Raw genomic sequence first — 15,570 nt, 5'->3', positions numbered from 1 at the left:
TTCCTGTGCGACGTGTTGACTCGGCAAAGAACCGGCGACGCGCGCCGCTCAGTCCCTCAGCAGGTCCGGTACTCCCTGCTCGTCCGGCATGTCACGCTCCCCCGAGATCACGGTCAGCTGCTGCGTCGCACGGGTGAGAGCCACATAGAGCACCCGCAGCCCGGCCGGGGACTCGTCGGCGATCTCCGCCGGCGAGACGACCACCGTGGCGTCGTACTCCAGGCCCTTCGCCTCCAGACTTCCCAGCGCCACCACGCGCTCACCGAGCTCCTCCAGCCAGCCCCGGGCCTCCGCGCGGCGGTTCATCGCGACGACGACGCCGACGGTGCCGTCCACCTCGGCCAGCAGCCTGCGCGCCTCCTCGCGGACCGTCGAGGCGAGGTCCCCGGCCCCGACCGTCTCGAAGCGCGGCTCCACGCCCGTCGAGCGGACCGCGCGCGGGGACTCCATCCCCGGCATGGCCAGCGCCAGCACCTTCGACGCGAGCTCGGCGATCTCCGCGGGGTTGCGGTAGTTCACCGTGAGCGTGAAACGGCGCCTCGGCCGGTTGCCGAGCGCCTCGTCGCGGGCCGCCGCCGCCTCGTCCGGATCGGACCAGGAGGACTGCGCGGCGTCGCCCACGACCGTCCAGGTGGCGTGGCGCCCTCGGCGGCCGACCATCCGCCACTGCATCGGCGTCAGGTCCTGCGCCTCGTCGACGATGACGTGGGCGTACTCGGTGCGCTCCGCCGCCAGCCGTTCGGCCCGCTCGCGCTGGGTCTCCTCGCGCTGCGGCATCAGCTCCTCAAGGCCCGTGAGCTGGTCCAGCGGATCGAGCTCACGCTTCCGCTTGGGCCGCGCCGGGGTGCCCAGCAGGGTCTGGAGCTCGTCCAGGAGCGCCACGTCGTGGACGGAGAGCGGGCCCTTGCCGTCCTCCCCCAGCCGCTTCAGCGCACGCGCGAGGCGGCGCACCTCGCCCTGGTTGAGGATGCGGCGCGCCCACCGGCTCAGCCGCCGCTCGTCGGCCATCGCGGCCAGCACCCCACGAGGGGTGAGTTCCGGCCACCAGGCGTCCAGGAACGTCAGGAACGGGGCCTCCGTGGAGACGTCGTCGTCGAACGAGGAGCGCAGCTCCGCGATCAGCTCGGGGTCGGTGTAGCGGCCCCGGCCCGACGACTTGCTCCACAGGGCGTCCAGAAGCAGCTTGCGGGCGCGCGGGCGCAGCAGGTTGACCGGGGCGGTGCCGCCCAGGACGTTGTGCCGGATGCGGCGCAGCTCCTCCGCGTCGAGCTCGACGCGGGCGCCGAAGGCCACCACCCGGAGCAGGGTGGGGGTGCCGGCGCCCCGGGCGGGCTCCTCCCCGAACTCCAGCTGCCCCTGCCGGGCGGCGGGCCGGGGCGCGGACTGCTCAAGCGCGCCGCGGGCCGCCTTGCGCAGCACGTGGAGCATCCGGGACGAGCCCTTGATCCGGGCGACGGCCGGATCGTCGTAGGTGGTCGCCCCCTCCACGCCCGCGGCCTCGTCGGACAGGGAGCCGACCGCGCGGATCGCGACCTGCCCCTCCTCGCCGAGCGAGGGCAGCACGCCCTCGGTGTACGCGACGAGCAGCGGGGTCGGCGAGACGACGAGGATGCCTCCGGCGTACCTGCGCCGGTCCTGGTACAGCAGGTACGCGGCCCGGTGCAGGGCCACCGCCGTCTTGCCCGTCCCCGGTCCGCCCGCCACCTCGGTGACGGACGCGGCGGGGGCCCGGATCACGAGGTCCTGCTCGGCCTGGATCGAGGAGACGATGTCCCGCATCGTGTGGCTGCGGGCCTGGCCCAGCGTGGCCATCAGGGCGCCGTCGCCGATGACGGGCAGCGTGTCGCCGTCCAGGTACGCGGTCAGCTCGGGGCGCATCAGGTCGTCCTCGACCCCGAGGACCTTGCGGCCCTTGGAGCGGATGACCCGGCGGCGTACGACCCTGCCCGGGTCCTTCGGCGTCGAGCGGTAGAAGGGCGCGGCGGCGGGCGCCCGCCAGTCGATCACCAGCGGCGCGTAGTCGGAGTCGAGCACTCCTATGCGGCCGATGTGCAGCGTCTCGGCGATCTCTGCGGTGCTGTCCTCCCGTACGGCGTCGTCGGCGGCCTCCACGGAGGTGAAGGCGCCGTCCGGGCCGCGTTCGCCGTCCTTGCCCCGCAGCAGGTCGATCCGGCCGAAGAGGAAGTCCTCGAACTCACTGTTCAGCCGGTTGAGATGGACCCCGGCCCGGAAGACCTGGGCATCGCGTTCCGCGAGTGCCCCCGGCGTCCCGACCTGGCCCCGTTTGCTGGCGTCCTGCATGAGAAATTCCGCCTCGTCGATCTTCTCTTCGAGACGGCGGTAGACCTGGTCGAGATGGTCTTGTTCGACACCGATCTCCCGGTCCCGCAACGAATCGACAGCGGCATCCTGCGCGGCCACCGAGGCCCCCTTCTGACGTGCACTGGGCAGCCGTCAACCGTACGCGAAAGGGGGGCCGCGGCGCACCTGTGGCCGTGGTTGCGTTTACGCGTCGATCTTCACGAGCCGCTCGCCGTCGAAGGTGCGCACCTCGAAGTGGTCGATGTCCCCGCGCGCCATCGCGGCGCCCCCGTGTACGTACAGCGGGTTCCGCGCGCTCGCGTGGGCGGAGTCCTCGATGCCGTACCCCCATTTCGGCACGGACCAGGAGGTGACGACCTCCTCCTCGCCGGTCCGGGACACGGCGACGAGGCTGCACTTCTGCGGGCCCTTGACGTTCTTCAGCTCCAGGACCGTGTGGGTGCCCCAGGCCTTCGGCTCCATGCCGACCGTGGCGTCGACCCGGGTGACGGGATCGCTCGCCCGGAGCTTCTCCGGCATGTGGTGGAAGAAGGCGTCCTCCGCGGGGCTCGTGGGGTGCGGATCGGCCGCCTCCACCTGTCCGCGGGAGTCCTCCCCCGCGGTGGCGGTGACCGCCACCACCGGGCCGCCGATCACGAGGACGGCCGCCGCCGCGATCAGCCAGCGGGCGCGCCTCCGGCGCTGCGACCGCTTCCGCGCGACCTCGTCGACCAGCCCGTCCAGCAGCCGGGGCGCGGGGCGCCCGGGAACGTGCGGTACGGGGCGTGCGCCCGGGACGGCGGCCGGTGCCTCGGCGAGCATGGCCAGCATGGGCTCCATCCCGGCGAAGGCGTCGAGGTCGGCGGCGCACTTGGCGCAGCTCGCCAGATGCGCTTCGAAGGCACTCGCGTCGGCGTCGTCGAGGATGCCCAGCGCGTAGGCGCCCGCGGCGTCGTGCCCCGCGGCGTCGTGCCCCGCGTCATCGCCGGGGGGCGCGAAGGGGTCGTCCGGAGGGCCGGAGGGTCCCCGATGGCCGGTTCCCGGAGGGCCGGAGGCTCCCCGGTGCCCGGTTCCCGGAGGGCCGGAGGGTCCCCGGGGGCCGGTCGGCCTGGGCCCGAAGGGCTGCCATTCGTGGTCGCTCATGCCGTGATCCCCCTCTCCTCCAGTGCGAGCTTCATCGAGCGCAGTGCGTAGAAGACCCGGGACCGCACGGTCCCGCTGGGCACGCCGAGGATCTCGGCGGCCTCGTTGACCGTACGGCCCTTGAAGTAGGTCTCGACCAATGCTTCCCGGTGGGCCGGGGTCAAATCGTCGAGTGCGTCCGAGAGCGTCATCAGCCACAACGCCTTGTCGATCTCGTCCTCCGCGGGGATGACCTCCAGCGGCGACGGATCGACCTCGCGGGGCCGGGCCTGCCGGCTGCGGTGGCCGTCGATGACGATGCGCCGGGCGACCGTCACCAGCCAGGGGCGGACGGAGCCGGTGGCCCGGTTGAGCGAACCGGCGTTCTTCCAGGCACGGATGAGCGTCTCCTGCACCACGTCCTCGGCCCGCTGGCGGTCGCCCGCGACGAGCCGGAGCACATAGCCGAGCAGCGGCCCGGCGTGCTCGCGGTAGAGCGCCCGCATCAGCTCCTCGTCGGGGACGTCCGAGGGCGGGCGGCGCGGTGCACTGCGATGTCGAGCCCTGTGCGGACGGTCATCGGCCACGGCCGCATCCTTGCGCACCCGAACCTCCCGGTCGAGACCCTGTCGAGCTCTGTGCCCGTCGGTACGGGAACGGGGACCGGTTCATTCAGCCGGCGCACAACTTTCTTCCGGGGCAGGGGGTTTCGGCTGGAAAGGGGCCCAACGACATGGCAGGCCAGAGGCGCTACGGCCTGCCCCTTCCCGGCCAGGGGGCGCTACGACATGGCCCGTGCCCGGCGCCGGTGCCTGGCCACCCGCTCCCGGTTGCCGCAGACCTCGCTGGAACACCAGCGGCGCCGCCGCCCCCGGGAGGTGTCCAGATAGAGCCGCCCGCAGGCGTCGCCCTCGCACCGGCGCAGCCCCGCCCGTGCCACCGGGTCCGTCAGCAGGTCCACCGCGTCCCGGGCCACCACCGCGAGCAGCGCCCCGCACCCCGGGTCGGCGCTCAGCGCCCGTACGAGCACACCGCCCTGGTCCCGCACGGCGCGCAGCCCCGGAATCGGGCCCGCCGAAAGGGCGTTGATCCGGTCCAGGGCGCTGTCGGCGCTACCGCCGGCCAGCTGAGCCGTCATCAGCCGGTCGATGTCCGTGCGCAGCTGCCGGAAGCGCGCCGGCCAGGTCTCGTCCACGGCGGCGAGCGGGGTCCCGCGCGGGACCAGCCGGGAGGCCACCAGCCACTCGGCGAGGTGCGCGGGGCGGTCCAGCTGCTCGCACCCGCCCGCCCCTGTCGCCACCAGGTCCAGGCAGATCCGACCGGAGTCGAACCGCCGGCCGTACGCGCCCGTGCCCGCCGCCATGAGCCTGTCACCGCCTCGGGGATCACCTGTGGGGAGAGTCACCCCCAGAGTGCCCGCATCCCGCCCGGCCCGTAACCCCTCCCGCCGTCGTACCGTTCCTGCATGAACGACGATGCGGCCACGCTGACGGCCGGGCCCCTGCTCCTGCGCCCGTGGCGGCGCGGGGACATACCGGCGCTGCTCGCGGCGTACGACGACCCCTCGATGCGGCGGTGGCTGCGGACGCAGGTCCCCGACGCCGGGGCGGCGGAACGCTGGATGACGGTCCAGGAGGAGGGGTGGGCGAACGGCAGCCGGTACAGCTTCGCCGTCACCGACACCGCCCGGGACGGGGAGATCGTCGGCAACCTCGCGCTGAACCGTCTCCCCGGCGCCCCGAGCGCCCAGGCCGGTTACTGGACGACGGCGTCGGCGCGCGGCCGGGGTGTGGCCACGGGGGCTCTCGGGGCGCTCACCGACTGGGCGTTCGCGCGGTTCGCCGAGGACGGCCTGCGGCGCCTGGACCTGCTCCACGGGACGGGCAACGAGGCGTCCTGCCGGGTCGCGGAGAAGTCCGGATTCGCCCTGGCCGAGTCCGTCCCCGCCCGGTCGCCGCGCATGCCGCTGGGCGGCCACCGGCACTCCCGCACGGCGCCGCTCAGCGCTGCGGAAGGCCGTCGTGCAGGATGCGCTGGAACATCCGGTGGTCCTGCCAGGCGCCGTTGATGTGGAGATAGCGCGGCGCCGTGCCGTACAGCTCGAATCCGGCCTTGGCCAGCACCCGCTGCGAGGCGGCGTTGTCCAGGACCGTCCCGGCCTCGACGCGGTGCAGCCCGAGCCCGTCGCGCGCCAGCTCGCAGACCCGGAGAACCGCGGCCGTGGCCAGGCCCCGGCCCGCATGGCCGACGTCGATCCAGTAGCCGAGCCGGGCGTTGCGGAACGGCCCCCGCTCGATGGAGGCGAGGGTCATCGCCCCCACGACCCGGTCCTCGTCGTCGGCCAGCGCCCAGGGCATCGCACGCCCCGCGTCCCGGTCGGCCAGCAGCCCGGTCAGCCGCTGGACCTGGCCGTCCGGGGTGTAGAAGGCCTCGGGGCGCACGGGCTCCCAGGGGCGCATGTAGGCGCGGCTGCGGGTCAGGGCCTCGGCGAAGGACCCGGCGTCGTCGAGGGTGACGGGCCGCAGCCGGACGCCGTCGCTCAGGGGATGGCTCTCGGAGATCATCCCCGCACGCTATCGGCCCCTCAGGAACCGTCGTACTTGGTGTCCGCCGAGGGGTCCAGCGCCAGCCGGTAGCCGCGCTTGACGACCGTCTGGATCAGTCTGGGCACCCCCAGCGCCGTACGCAGCCGGGCCATCGCCGTCTCCACGGCGTGCTCGTCGGTCCCGCTGCCGGGCAGCGCCCTCAGCAGGTCGGCGCGGGAGACCACCCAGCCCGGCCTGCGGGCCAGGGCGTGCAGGAGCGCCATGCCCGCCGGGGGCACCGGGCGCAGGGCGCCGTCGACCAGCACCGCGTGGCCGCGGATCTCGACCGCGTGTCCGGCGACGGGGAGCGTACGCGCCCGGGCGGGCAGCTGGGCGCAGAGCACCTGGACGAGCGGGCCGAGCCGGAACCGCTCCGGCTGGACGGTGTCGATGCCCTTGGCCTGGAGCGGCAGCGCGGTGACCGGTCCGACGCACGCGGTCACGACGTCGTGGCTGAGCGCGGAGAGCACCTCGGGCAGCATGCCGCGGGCCTCGGCCCGGTTCAGGTAGGAGGCGGCGGCGGGCGCGCTGGTGAAGGTGAGGGCGTCCAGGCTCCGGGACGCCGTGGCGTCGAGCATGCGGTCGAGCGGCGCGATGTCCTCGGGGGGCATCCATCGGTAGACGGGTACGCCGACGACCTCGGCGCCTGCGGCGCGGAGCGACTCGACGAAGCCCGGCAGCGGTTCGCCGTGCAGCTGGAGGGCGATCCTGCGGCCCGCCACCCCCTCGCCGAGCAGCCGGTCCAGGACCTCGGCCATCGACTCGGACTGCGGCGACCACGCCTCGGTGAGCCCGGCCGCCCGGATGGCGCCCTTGACCTTGGGCCCCCTGGCCAGCAGCTCGATGCCGCGCAGCCGGTCCAGGAGCCCGTCACCGATGCCCCAGCCGTCGGCCGCCTCCACCCATCCCCGGAAGCCGATGGCGGTGGTGGCGATCACGACGTCGGGGGCGTTGTCGATCAGCTCCTTGGTCGCGGCCAGGAGCTCACTGTCGTCCGCGAGAGGCACGATCCGCAGCGCGGGGGCGTGCAGAACCGCGGCCCCCCGGCGCGTGAGGAGCGTTCCCAGCTCCTCGGCGCGACGGGCCGCGGTCACCCCGACCGTGAAGCCCGCGAGGGGCCCGTGCTGTGCGTCGTCGACGTGCATGGCGATACCCGGCTCTCGTCCCGCTGTTGCTCGATGATGCGAAGGACCGAGACTGTCAACCCTGCGTGACAGTCTCGGTTCTCCCGTATTTCCCACCCGTTACGTCGTGCGACGCGTTATGGCCATCCTCACACCTCGGCGTAGCTGAGCTGGGGCTTCGCGGCCACCGCTTCGGAGCGGCGAAGGTATACCGCCCAGGTCAGGGTGAAGCAGACGGCGTAGAAACCGAGGAAGCACCAGAAGGCTGCGGTCCCGGCGCCCGAGGTCGCGAAGGACTGGCGGAACGCCAGGTTGATCGCCAGACCGCCCAGGGCGCCGATCGCCCCGATGAGCCCCATGGCCGCGCCGGAGAGCCGCCGGCCGTACGCCGCCGCCTCCTCGCTGCTCAGGCCCCTGCTGACGCCCTGGGCGTGGAAGATGCCCGGGATCATCTTGAACGTCGAGCCGTTGCCCAGACCCGTCAGCACGAACAGCGCGATGAAGCCGACGAGGAAGACCGGCAGCGACTCGATGCCGGAGGCGTAGACGACCACACCGGTCGCCCCCGCCATGGCCGCGAAGGTCCACAGGGTGATCCGGGCGCCACCGTAGCGGTCGGCGAGCCAGCCGCCCGCGGGCCGGATCAGGGAGCCGAGCAGCGGGCCGATGAAGGTGAGCGAGGCGGCCTGCAGCGGGGTCCGGCCGAACTGGGTCTGGAGGACGAGCCCGAAGGCGAAGCTGTAGCCGATGAACGAGCCGAAGGTGCCGATGTAGAGCACCGACATGATCCAGGTGTGCGGCTCGCGCACGGCCTGGAGCGCCGCCCCCGTGTCGTTCTGGACGGGCCGGAGGTTGTCCATCTTCAGCGCGGCGCCGAGCGCGGCCACGATGATCAGCGGCAGGTACACACCGAGCACGATCCTCGGGTGCGCGGCGCCGGCCGTGCCGATCACCAGCAGGCCGATGAGCTGGACGACCGGGACGCCGATGTTGCCGCCGCCCGCGTTGAGCCCGAGGGCCCAGCCCTTCTTGCGCAGCGGGAAGAAGGCGTTGATGTTCGTCATCGAGGAGGCGAAGTTGCCGCCCCCGATACCGGTGAGCGCGGCGACGACGACGAAGGTGGTGTAGGAGGTGCCGGGCTCCATCACCCAGAACGCGGCGATGGTCGGCACCAGGAGCGACAGCGCGCTGAAGATGGTCCAGTTACGGCCCCCGAAGATGGCGACCGCGAAGGTGTAGGGCACCCGGACGATCGCGCCGACCAGGGTGGCCGTGGAGATCAGGAAGAACTTCCCCGCCGGGTCGATCCCGTACTCCGGCCCCATGAACAGCACCATGACGGACCACAGGGACCAGATCGAGAACCCGATGTGCTCCGAGAGCACGGAGAACCACAGGTTCCGCCGGGCGACCTTCTCGCCCTTCTCTCGCCAGAAGGTCTCGTCCTCCGGCTCCCACTGCTCGATCCAACGACCGGCCATCACGCGCCTCCACAGGGGTCGGGGTGTTGTGATCCCGACGCTAGGGAGTCCGCGTTTCGGTGCGGTGCCCTGAGGTGACCGGTGCGCAACCTTGCTCTCACTCGGTGCACGGGGGTGCGGTGAGCCGGGCCCACCGCACCCCCGCGCCCGTGTCAGGCGCGGCGCCGCCGGTCCGCCCCGTTCGGCCACAGCCGCGGACGGCGCTTGGCGGCGACGTCCTCGACCCAGCCGAACGCCAGGATCGCGAGCCCCAGCAGTGGCCAGATCGCGATCAGGACGAGCCCCTCGTACGACTTCTCGATGTACGTGTCGAAGGTGTCGCCGAACCAGGGGATGGACCAGAGGCCCTCGACGAGGTGCGCGGCGGCCATCAGCAGCAGGTTGTGCCACAGATAGATCGTCACGGCCCTGTTGTTGGCCAGGGTGACCAGGCTGTCCCAGGCGGCGAACCGGCCCGGCAGCTTCTGCCAGGAGGGTGCGTACACGAGGAGGATCGCGCAGAAGCCGAGGGACCACGTGGCCTGGGCGAGCGGGATCTCGTCGAGGTTCCAGCCCTCCTCGGTGAGGTGCCCGGACGCCCACCACAGGCCGAATCCCATGACCATCGCGGCGGACGAGACCGCCAGATAGCGCGGGATCTCCTTCAGGAGGCCGTCGTTGTGGGCGAAGCCCAGGATCCAGCAGGACCCGAACACGGCGAAGTCCACGAGCCCCTCGCCGAGGGTGCCGGGGACCGTCACCAGGCCGGTGCCGATCACGGCGGTCAGACCGATCGGGGCGAGCAGCGTGACCCACGGGAGCCTGCGGAACGCCTTGAGGAGCAGGGGCGACGCGAGCACGAACCAGAGGTAGGCCCGGAGGTACCAGAGCGGCCCCGCCGCCTGGTCGGCCCAGGTCAGCTCCAGCCACCCGCCCGGCGAGCCGATCTCCTCCGGATACGGAGGAGATCCGAGCGGGAGGACATAGCTGCCGAGCTTGATGAACCACCACAGCCCCTCCTCACGGACGGGCTTCCAGCTCAGCGCGAACATCATCGGCAGGACGACGAGCGCGAACGCCCACATCGGCGGGAGCAGCCTGCGCAGCCTGCCGCGGATGACGCTTCCCGCCGGCCGCGACAGCGAGCGGGCCATCAGCGACCCCGCCAGGGCGAACATGACACCCATGGAGGGGAAGAGGATGGTCAGCCAGCCCCACCCGAAGAGGTGGAAGAAGACGACTCGGACCAGGGCCACGGCCCTGAGCAGGTCGAGATAGCGGTCCCGGCCGGGCTTGGCGCGGGGCGCGGGGGCCTCGGCGGGCTCCTTGCCGCCCGCACCGGGGGCCGTCGGCGCCTGGGGCGGGTAGGGCGCCTGGGGCGGGCCGGAGTGACCGGCCGGGACGGAGTGACCGGCCGTGAAGGCGTCCGCGGTGAACGGGGCCGCCGCCAGGGGACCCGCCGTGAAGGGGTCAGCCGTGAAGGGGTCCCCCGCGAAGGGGTCCGCCGAGGAGGGTTCCGAGGTGAAGGGGCCGGGCCGCGCGGACAGGGGCGCGCCGTAGGGCACGCCGTCGTCGTAGCCGTCCTGCCGGGGGCCGGGGCCGCTCGGGGGATGGGTCATGCCACCGGCCTCCGATCCGTGTCCTTGCGGCGGTTCTGCGTGCCGCCGGGCGCTTCCACCACGCCCGTACGCCGGAGCTTCTGCCAGCGCAGCCGACCGCCGGTGAGAGCGGTGATCCACGACTGGAGCAGCACGACGTACATCAGCTGCCGGTAGAGGATCTGCTGGAGCGGCAGCGAGATCAGATGCGTCATGCGCTCCCGGTCGAGCCGGAAGGCGTACGCGGCGCAGACGGCCTGCACCAGCAGGACGCCGAACCAGGCCGCGACCGTCTTCCCCGTCGGGCCGAAGACCAGTCCGTACAGCAGGAAGACGTCGATGAGGGGCGCCAGCAGCGGCGCGACCACCATGAACAGGGAGACGAACGGCAGTCCCACCCGTCCGAAGCGCCCGGAGGGCCCGCGCTCGACGACCGCGCGGCGGTGCTTCCAGATGGCCTGCATCGTGCCGTACGACCACCGGTAGCGCTGTGACCAGAGCTGCTGCACCGACTCGGGTGCCTCGGTCCACGCCCGGGCGTTCTCGGCGTAGACGACGCGCCAGCCGTCGCGGTGGAGCGCCATGGTGACGTCGGTGTCCTCGGCGAGGGTGTCCTCGCTCATGCCGCCGATCCGGTCCAGCGCGTCCCGGCGGAAGGCGCCGACCGCTCCGGGGATGGTGGGCATGCAGCCGAGCAGGTCGTACATCCTGCGGTCGAGGTTGAAGCCCATCACGTACTCGATGTGCTGCCAGGCGCCGATCAGCGAGTCGCGGTTGCCGACCTTGGCGTTGCCCGCGACCGCCCCGACCCGCCGGTCGGCAAAGGGCTGGACGAGCTCGCGCACGGTGGAGGGTTCGAAGACCGTGTCGCCGTCCATCATCACGACGATGTCGTAACGGGCGTGCGCGATGCCGTTGTTGAGCGCCGCGGGCTTGCCCGCGTTGCGCTGGCGCACGACGCGGACGTTCGGGATCCACATCGCCTCGACGAGGTCGGCCGTGCCGTCCGTCGAGCCGTCGTCGATGACGATGACCTCGATCGGATAGTCGCTGGCCACCAGCGACCGCACGGTGGCCTCGATGCACTCGCGCTCGTTGTACGCGGGCACGAGGACCGACACCGGGCGGGTGAACGGCTCGCCCCAGCTGAAGCCCCTGCGGCGCACCTTCCTGGCGTGCAGGAAGGAGAGGAGCAGCATCAGCCCGAAGCGGACCATCACCAGGACGCCGATGACCGCCAGGCCGACGACCAGGACGCCGGTGACGTGCTCGGAGATCTCCACCGCCCCGATGAATGCCTTGCCCTTCCAGAGCGCGAACCCGGTGACCGGGGTGTGCGCGCTGGGGGCGCCGAGCGCCGCGGTGAGATTGGTGAACTCGTAGCCCTCGTCCTGCATTTGCGGGAGGAACTTGCCCAGGGCTGCCACGGTCTGGGAGCGGTCGCCGCCGGAGTCGTGCATCAGGATGATCGCGCCGTCGCCGTGCTCGGGAGTGGCGCGCTCGATAATCGCGTCGACGCCGGGGCGCTTCCAGTCCTCGCTGTCGGTGTTGTTCACGACGGTGAGGTAGCCACGGCTGCCGATGTACTGCGTGACCGGCCAGGACTTGTTGTCCATGGCGTCGGAGAAGGAGGAGTACGGGGGCCGGAACAGGGACGTGCGGATGCCGGCCGCGCCCGCGAGCACCAGCTGGTTCTGGGACAGCTCCCAGTCGATGCGGCTGGTGGACTGGAAGGAGAGATCGGGGTGGTTGAAGGTGTGCAGCCCGATCTCGTGCCCTTCGTCGACCATGCGCTGGACGAGGTCCGGGTAGCGCGAGGCCATGGTGCCGGTGACGAAGAAGACGCCGTGCGCATGGTGCTTCTTGAGCTCGTCCAGGACCCGTGGGGTCCAGACCGGATCGGGGCCGTCGTCGAAGGTGAGGACGATTCTGTGGTCCGGTATCCGGAGCGTCTTGGCCGCCTCACCCGCCGTACGGGCGTCTATGACCGGACCGCCTTCGAGGACGTCGTCCGGCACCTGGGTGGTGGGGGCGGGGGCCTGGATGCGGTGGTCGGCGAGGATCTCGCTGTGGACGTAGCCGCGCAGCATGAGCATGGCGAGCAGAGCGACGAGCAGGACTGACGGAAGCAGATAGCGCATGGGAAGCCTGCGCCGGACGGTCCGCTTCTTCTTCCCGTTGTGCCTGCCCCGCGGAACGGGGGTGGTCATTTACTGAGTGCCTTCTTGTGGTTGCACCGTGGATTCCGAGGGATCCGGGGAGGCCGGAGGACTCTCCTCGGTGGGCGGGTCGGGGCTCGGCGTCGGCGACTGGTCGACCACGGGCGGCGTGGTGACCTGGTTGCCCCCGGCGGGCGCCGAGGAGTTGCTGCCCCCGGGTGTCGCGGCGGACGCGGAAGCCGAGGCCTCGGCCGCGCCGGAAGCGCCCGAACCGGCCGCCGACGCGTCCGACGACGGGAGCGAGGAGGCGGAGGCCGAGGCCGACGCGGAGGAGGAGGGAGTGGCCTGCGGGCTCTGGGACACGGCGTCACCGCTCGGGGCCGGTCGCACCTCGACCTCGTCCGAGTGCTTCTTCTCCTGACCGGTGAGCGGGAGCCAGGGAGCACTGGAGTTGCCGCCGAGCAGCGCGACCACCAGCGTCACCGCGTACACGGCGCAGATCGTGGCGAGCACCCAGCCCACCCGCCGGTACGTCTTGCTGCGACGGCCGCTCTCGTCGACGAAGACCGGTCCGTCGGAGGGATCCGGAAGGTTCGGCTCCACCGGCAGCTCGGAAAGCTGACGGCCGAGCCCGTCCAGTTGCACGGTGACGTCGTTCGGCTCATGCGTGTGCCAGGTACGGGTACCTTCGCGCCAATTGTCCACAGGTGTTCGCACATCCCCCACTCAATGAAACAGGTGCGCGAAAAAATGACGTGATTCCTGCCAACGGACGGGCCCCCACCCGGTCCGGGCGGCACTCGTCCGGTGCACCCGAAAGCCTGAATGTAGCGCACGAAGTGGACCGGCAAGGTCCTGTATCACCGGATGTTCATCATCGGTGACGCATCAGTGACGAATCGGTTTCGGGCAGCCAAGAATCCGTTGGCCGTACCATCCATCCTTCTGCCCCAGCGAGTTCGGCGCTTGCGGCACGCAGAGCGGTCAGCCCGGGGTGGTCGAGGCCCTTGCGCCAGACCATCAGCAGCGGGGACAGCGGCACCGGTCGCACCAGCGGGCGCAGCACCGTCCCCGGCAGCGGCGGAAAGCCCGCGACGGCCAGCACGGGGTGCCCCGTCTTTGCCATGACCCGTTGAAATTCAGCCACTCCCACGGCGAGCGGGGCAGGCGGCGCCAGAGAGATGTCCCACGTGCCGAACAGCAGGGCAGCGAGCTGTGTCCACTCCAGGGTGCGCGCGTTACCCGCCCCCGCGTAGACGGTTTCACCGGCCATATCACTCATGGCGACGGCCTCGCGCCCCGCCAGAGGGTGATCGTGCGGCAGGAGAACAGCCATCGGCTCGTACCGAACGGGCTGGACGGAGAGCTGGGCGAGCACCGCGGGATCGAGCCCCGCGGCCCTCCCGAAGGTGACGTCGAGCCGCCCGGCGAGCACTTCGCCGGCCGCCCAGGTGAGTCCGCTCTCGAAGCGCGCCATCAGCTCGCACTCCGGCGCGCGCTCCCGCGCGCGGGCCAGCACCCTGGCCGCGGTCATCCCATCGGTGTTCAGATCGACGAGCAGGGGACGGTCCGTGGGGTCGGTGAGAGCGGCGGAAAGAGCGGCATGCGCGTCGAGCACCCGCCGGGCGTGCGGCAGGAGGCGTTCCCCGTCGCCGGTGAGCGACACCTGCCGGGTCGTACGGAGGAAGAGCTCCCGGCCGAGCTCGCGCTCCAGCCGCCGGATGTCCCGGCTCAGCGCCTGCTGCGCGACATAGAGCCGGGCGGCGGCGCGGGTGAAGTGCAGCTCCTCGGCCACGGCGACGAAGGCACGGAGCAGACGGGGATCGATGTCGGGTGCGGGCACGCGATCAATCTACAACGGAAGTGCGTGAATACGCTTCGAACAGGTGTTGGACGGCACGGGCCCAGCCCCCGAGGGTTGACGCGTGCCCCATGAGATCGCTGCCGCCCCGCACCCGACGACCGCCCAAGACCGCTCCACCCCGGACCGCTCCACCCCGGACCGCACCATCCCGGACCGCACCACCCCTGGCCCCACGGCCGCCCCCGAGCGCCCCGCCGCCCCGGGCAACCCGTATCTCCGGCTGCTCGCCACCCCCGGCGCACGCGCGTTCACCGCGGGCAATCTCCTCGCCCGGCTGCCCATGGGGATGTTCAGCGTCAGCGCCGTCATCATGATCGCCGACGCCCATGGCTCGTACGCCCTGGCCGGGGCCGTCACCGCGACCGGGCTGCTCGCGACCGCCGTGGTGGCCCCCTGGACGGCGCGCCTCGTCGACCGCCACGGCCAGGCCAGGATCGCCGTGCCCGCCACCGCCGTCGCCGTGCTCGGTTCGCTCGCGCTGCTCCTCTGCGTGCACTACGACGCACCGGTCTGGACGCTCTTCGCCGCGTACGCCGCCACCGCCACGACCCCCAACACGGGCGGCATGTCGCGGGCCCGCTGGGCCCATCTGCACCGGGGCGACGCCTCCGCCCTGCACACCGCGAACTCCTTCGAACAGGCCGCCGACGAACTGTGCTTCATGCTCGGCCCGGTGCTCGCCGCGACCCTGTGCGGGGCGCTCTTCCCCGAGGCCGGCACGCTCACCGGAGCCGTGCTCCTGATGACCGGCGTCCTGATCTTCGCCGCCCAGCGCGCGACGGAACCCCCGGTGGCCCCCCGCACCCGGGCCGCCTCGCCCCTGCGCACCAAGGGCGTACCCGCCCTGCTCGCCGTCTTCCTCGCGACGGGGGCCGTCTTCGGGGCCCTGGAGGTCGTCTCCATCGCCCGCGCCGGGGGTGCGATCCTCGCGCTCCAGGCGGGCGGCTCCTGCGTGGCCGGGCTGCTGTACGGGGCCCTGCGCCCCGCCCCGGACGTCCGGCGCAGGCTGCTGCTCTGCCTGACGGGGATGACCGCCCTGATGTCCCTCCCCCTGGTCGCCACGGCCACGACCGGCTCCCTGTTCGCCCTGGCCTGCTGCCTGCTGCTGGCCGGCGCCGCCACCGCGCCCACCATGGTCACCGGCATGACACTGGTCCAGCGGCTCACCCCACCGGCCCAGCTCAACGAGGGCATGACACTCGCCGTCACCGCGCTGCTCGGCGGCGTGGCGGCGGGTTCCGCGCTGGGCGGCTGGATGGTGGAGCACGCGGGGACGGCGACCGGATACACGGTGCCGGTGTGCGCGGCGGCGCTGGCACTGACCGTCGCGGCGGCCGGAACCCGCAGAACCATCTGA

The 15,570-nt window shown here is 72.3% G+C and carries 13 protein-coding genes; 2 read left to right on the top strand and 11 right to left on the bottom strand.

Features of this window, described 5'->3' with window-relative positions:
- Positions 1 to 48: 48 nt before the first annotated feature.
- The 4 genes from ACWCQM_RS03450 to ACWCQM_RS03435 form a co-directional block, all read right to left on the bottom strand.
- Positions 49 to 2,421: a HelD family protein gene (locus tag ACWCQM_RS03450; protein WP_450913685.1), complete on the bottom strand. Its 2,373-nt coding sequence runs from the start codon at positions 2,419 to 2,421 to the stop codon at positions 49 to 51.
- 84 nt (positions 2,422 to 2,505) lie between these two features.
- Positions 2,506 to 3,444: a zf-HC2 domain-containing protein gene (locus tag ACWCQM_RS03445; protein WP_450913684.1), complete on the bottom strand. Its 939-nt coding sequence runs from the start codon at positions 3,442 to 3,444 to the stop codon at positions 2,506 to 2,508.
- Positions 3,441 to 4,028, bottom strand: coding sequence for a sigma-70 family RNA polymerase sigma factor (locus tag ACWCQM_RS03440; RefSeq protein ID WP_073746253.1), 588 nt, complete (start codon positions 4,026 to 4,028; stop codon positions 3,441 to 3,443). The genes ACWCQM_RS03445 and ACWCQM_RS03440 overlap by 4 nt, the downstream gene beginning before the upstream one ends.
- Positions 4,029 to 4,204: 176 nt before the next feature.
- Positions 4,205 to 4,786, bottom strand: coding sequence for a CGNR zinc finger domain-containing protein (locus ACWCQM_RS03435; protein WP_450913683.1), 582 nt, complete (start codon positions 4,784 to 4,786; stop codon positions 4,205 to 4,207).
- Positions 4,787 to 4,888: 102 nt separating this feature from the next.
- On the opposite strand from ACWCQM_RS03435, the gene ACWCQM_RS03430 reads away from it, so the two are divergent.
- The gene (locus ACWCQM_RS03430; RefSeq protein WP_450913682.1) at positions 4,889 to 5,491 is read left to right on the top strand and encodes a GNAT family N-acetyltransferase; all 603 of its coding nucleotides are present in this window, start codon (positions 4,889 to 4,891) and stop codon (positions 5,489 to 5,491) included.
- Here the strand turns inward: ACWCQM_RS03430 and ACWCQM_RS03425 are convergent.
- The 7 genes from ACWCQM_RS03425 to ACWCQM_RS03395 form a co-directional block, all read right to left on the bottom strand.
- On the bottom strand, positions 5,424 to 5,987 hold the full coding sequence (locus tag ACWCQM_RS03425; RefSeq protein ID WP_450913681.1) for a GNAT family N-acetyltransferase: 564 nt from the start codon (positions 5,985 to 5,987) through the stop codon (positions 5,424 to 5,426). The genes ACWCQM_RS03430 and ACWCQM_RS03425 overlap by 68 nt on opposite strands.
- A gap of 20 nt (positions 5,988 to 6,007) precedes the next feature.
- Positions 6,008 to 7,153 (bottom strand): uroporphyrinogen-III synthase, encoded by a 1,146-nt coding sequence (locus ACWCQM_RS03420; RefSeq protein WP_450913680.1) that lies wholly within the window; start codon positions 7,151 to 7,153, stop codon positions 6,008 to 6,010.
- A 128-nt stretch (positions 7,154 to 7,281) separates the two neighbouring features.
- Positions 7,282 to 8,613, bottom strand: a complete 1,332-nt coding sequence (locus tag ACWCQM_RS03415) for a nitrate/nitrite transporter (RefSeq protein ID WP_450913679.1) — start codon at positions 8,611 to 8,613, stop codon at positions 7,282 to 7,284.
- Between the two features lie 152 nt (positions 8,614 to 8,765).
- Complete coding sequence (locus tag ACWCQM_RS03410) at positions 8,766 to 10,211, bottom strand: acyltransferase family protein (RefSeq protein WP_450913678.1); 1,446 nt, start codon at positions 10,209 to 10,211, stop codon at positions 8,766 to 8,768.
- Positions 10,208 to 12,331 carry a glycosyltransferase gene (locus ACWCQM_RS03405; RefSeq protein ID WP_450914080.1) on the bottom strand — a complete coding sequence of 708 codons (2,124 nt, stop codon included), beginning with the start codon at positions 12,329 to 12,331 and terminating at the stop codon, positions 10,208 to 10,210. The genes ACWCQM_RS03410 and ACWCQM_RS03405 overlap by 4 nt, the downstream gene beginning before the upstream one ends.
- 69 nt (positions 12,332 to 12,400) lie before the next feature.
- On the bottom strand, positions 12,401 to 13,054 hold the full coding sequence (locus tag ACWCQM_RS03400; protein ID WP_450913677.1) for a hypothetical protein: 654 nt from the start codon (positions 13,052 to 13,054) through the stop codon (positions 12,401 to 12,403).
- Between the two features lie 169 nt (positions 13,055 to 13,223).
- Positions 13,224 to 14,192 (bottom strand): LysR family transcriptional regulator, encoded by a 969-nt coding sequence (locus tag ACWCQM_RS03395; RefSeq protein ID WP_450913676.1) that lies wholly within the window; start codon positions 14,190 to 14,192, stop codon positions 13,224 to 13,226.
- 166 nt (positions 14,193 to 14,358) lie between these two features.
- On the opposite strand from ACWCQM_RS03395, the gene ACWCQM_RS03390 reads away from it, so the two are divergent.
- On the top strand, positions 14,359 to 15,570 hold the full coding sequence (locus ACWCQM_RS03390) for an MFS transporter (RefSeq protein WP_450914079.1): 1,212 nt from the start codon (positions 14,359 to 14,361) through the stop codon (positions 15,568 to 15,570).

The organism is Streptomyces sp. NPDC002125, assembly GCF_053593715.1.
The sequence above is the reverse complement of the archived record's forward strand: the minus strand, read 5'-3'. Positions and strand labels throughout refer to the sequence as shown.

Coding starts and splice junctions, on each gene's coding strand:
- ACWCQM_RS03445 (WP_450913684.1), bottom strand. CDS start 3,444: ATGAGCGACCACGAATGGCAGCCCTTCGGGCCCAGGCCGACCGGCCCC.
- ACWCQM_RS03435 (WP_450913683.1), bottom strand. CDS start 4,786: ATGGCGGCGGGCACGGGCGCGTACGGCCGGCGGTTCGACTCCGGTCGG.
- ACWCQM_RS03430 (WP_450913682.1), top strand. CDS start 4,889: ATGAACGACGATGCGGCCACGCTGACGGCCGGGCCCCTGCTCCTGCGC.
- ACWCQM_RS03425 (WP_450913681.1), bottom strand. CDS start 5,987: ATGATCTCCGAGAGCCATCCCCTGAGCGACGGCGTCCGGCTGCGGCCC.
- ACWCQM_RS03420 (WP_450913680.1), bottom strand. CDS start 7,153: ATGCACGTCGACGACGCACAGCACGGGCCCCTCGCGGGCTTCACGGTC.
- ACWCQM_RS03415 (WP_450913679.1), bottom strand. CDS start 8,613: ATGGCCGGTCGTTGGATCGAGCAGTGGGAGCCGGAGGACGAGACCTTC.
- ACWCQM_RS03410 (WP_450913678.1), bottom strand. CDS start 10,211: ATGACCCATCCCCCGAGCGGCCCCGGCCCCCGGCAGGACGGCTACGAC.
- ACWCQM_RS03405 (WP_450914080.1), bottom strand. CDS start 12,331: ATGCGCTATCTGCTTCCGTCAGTCCTGCTCGTCGCTCTGCTCGCCATG.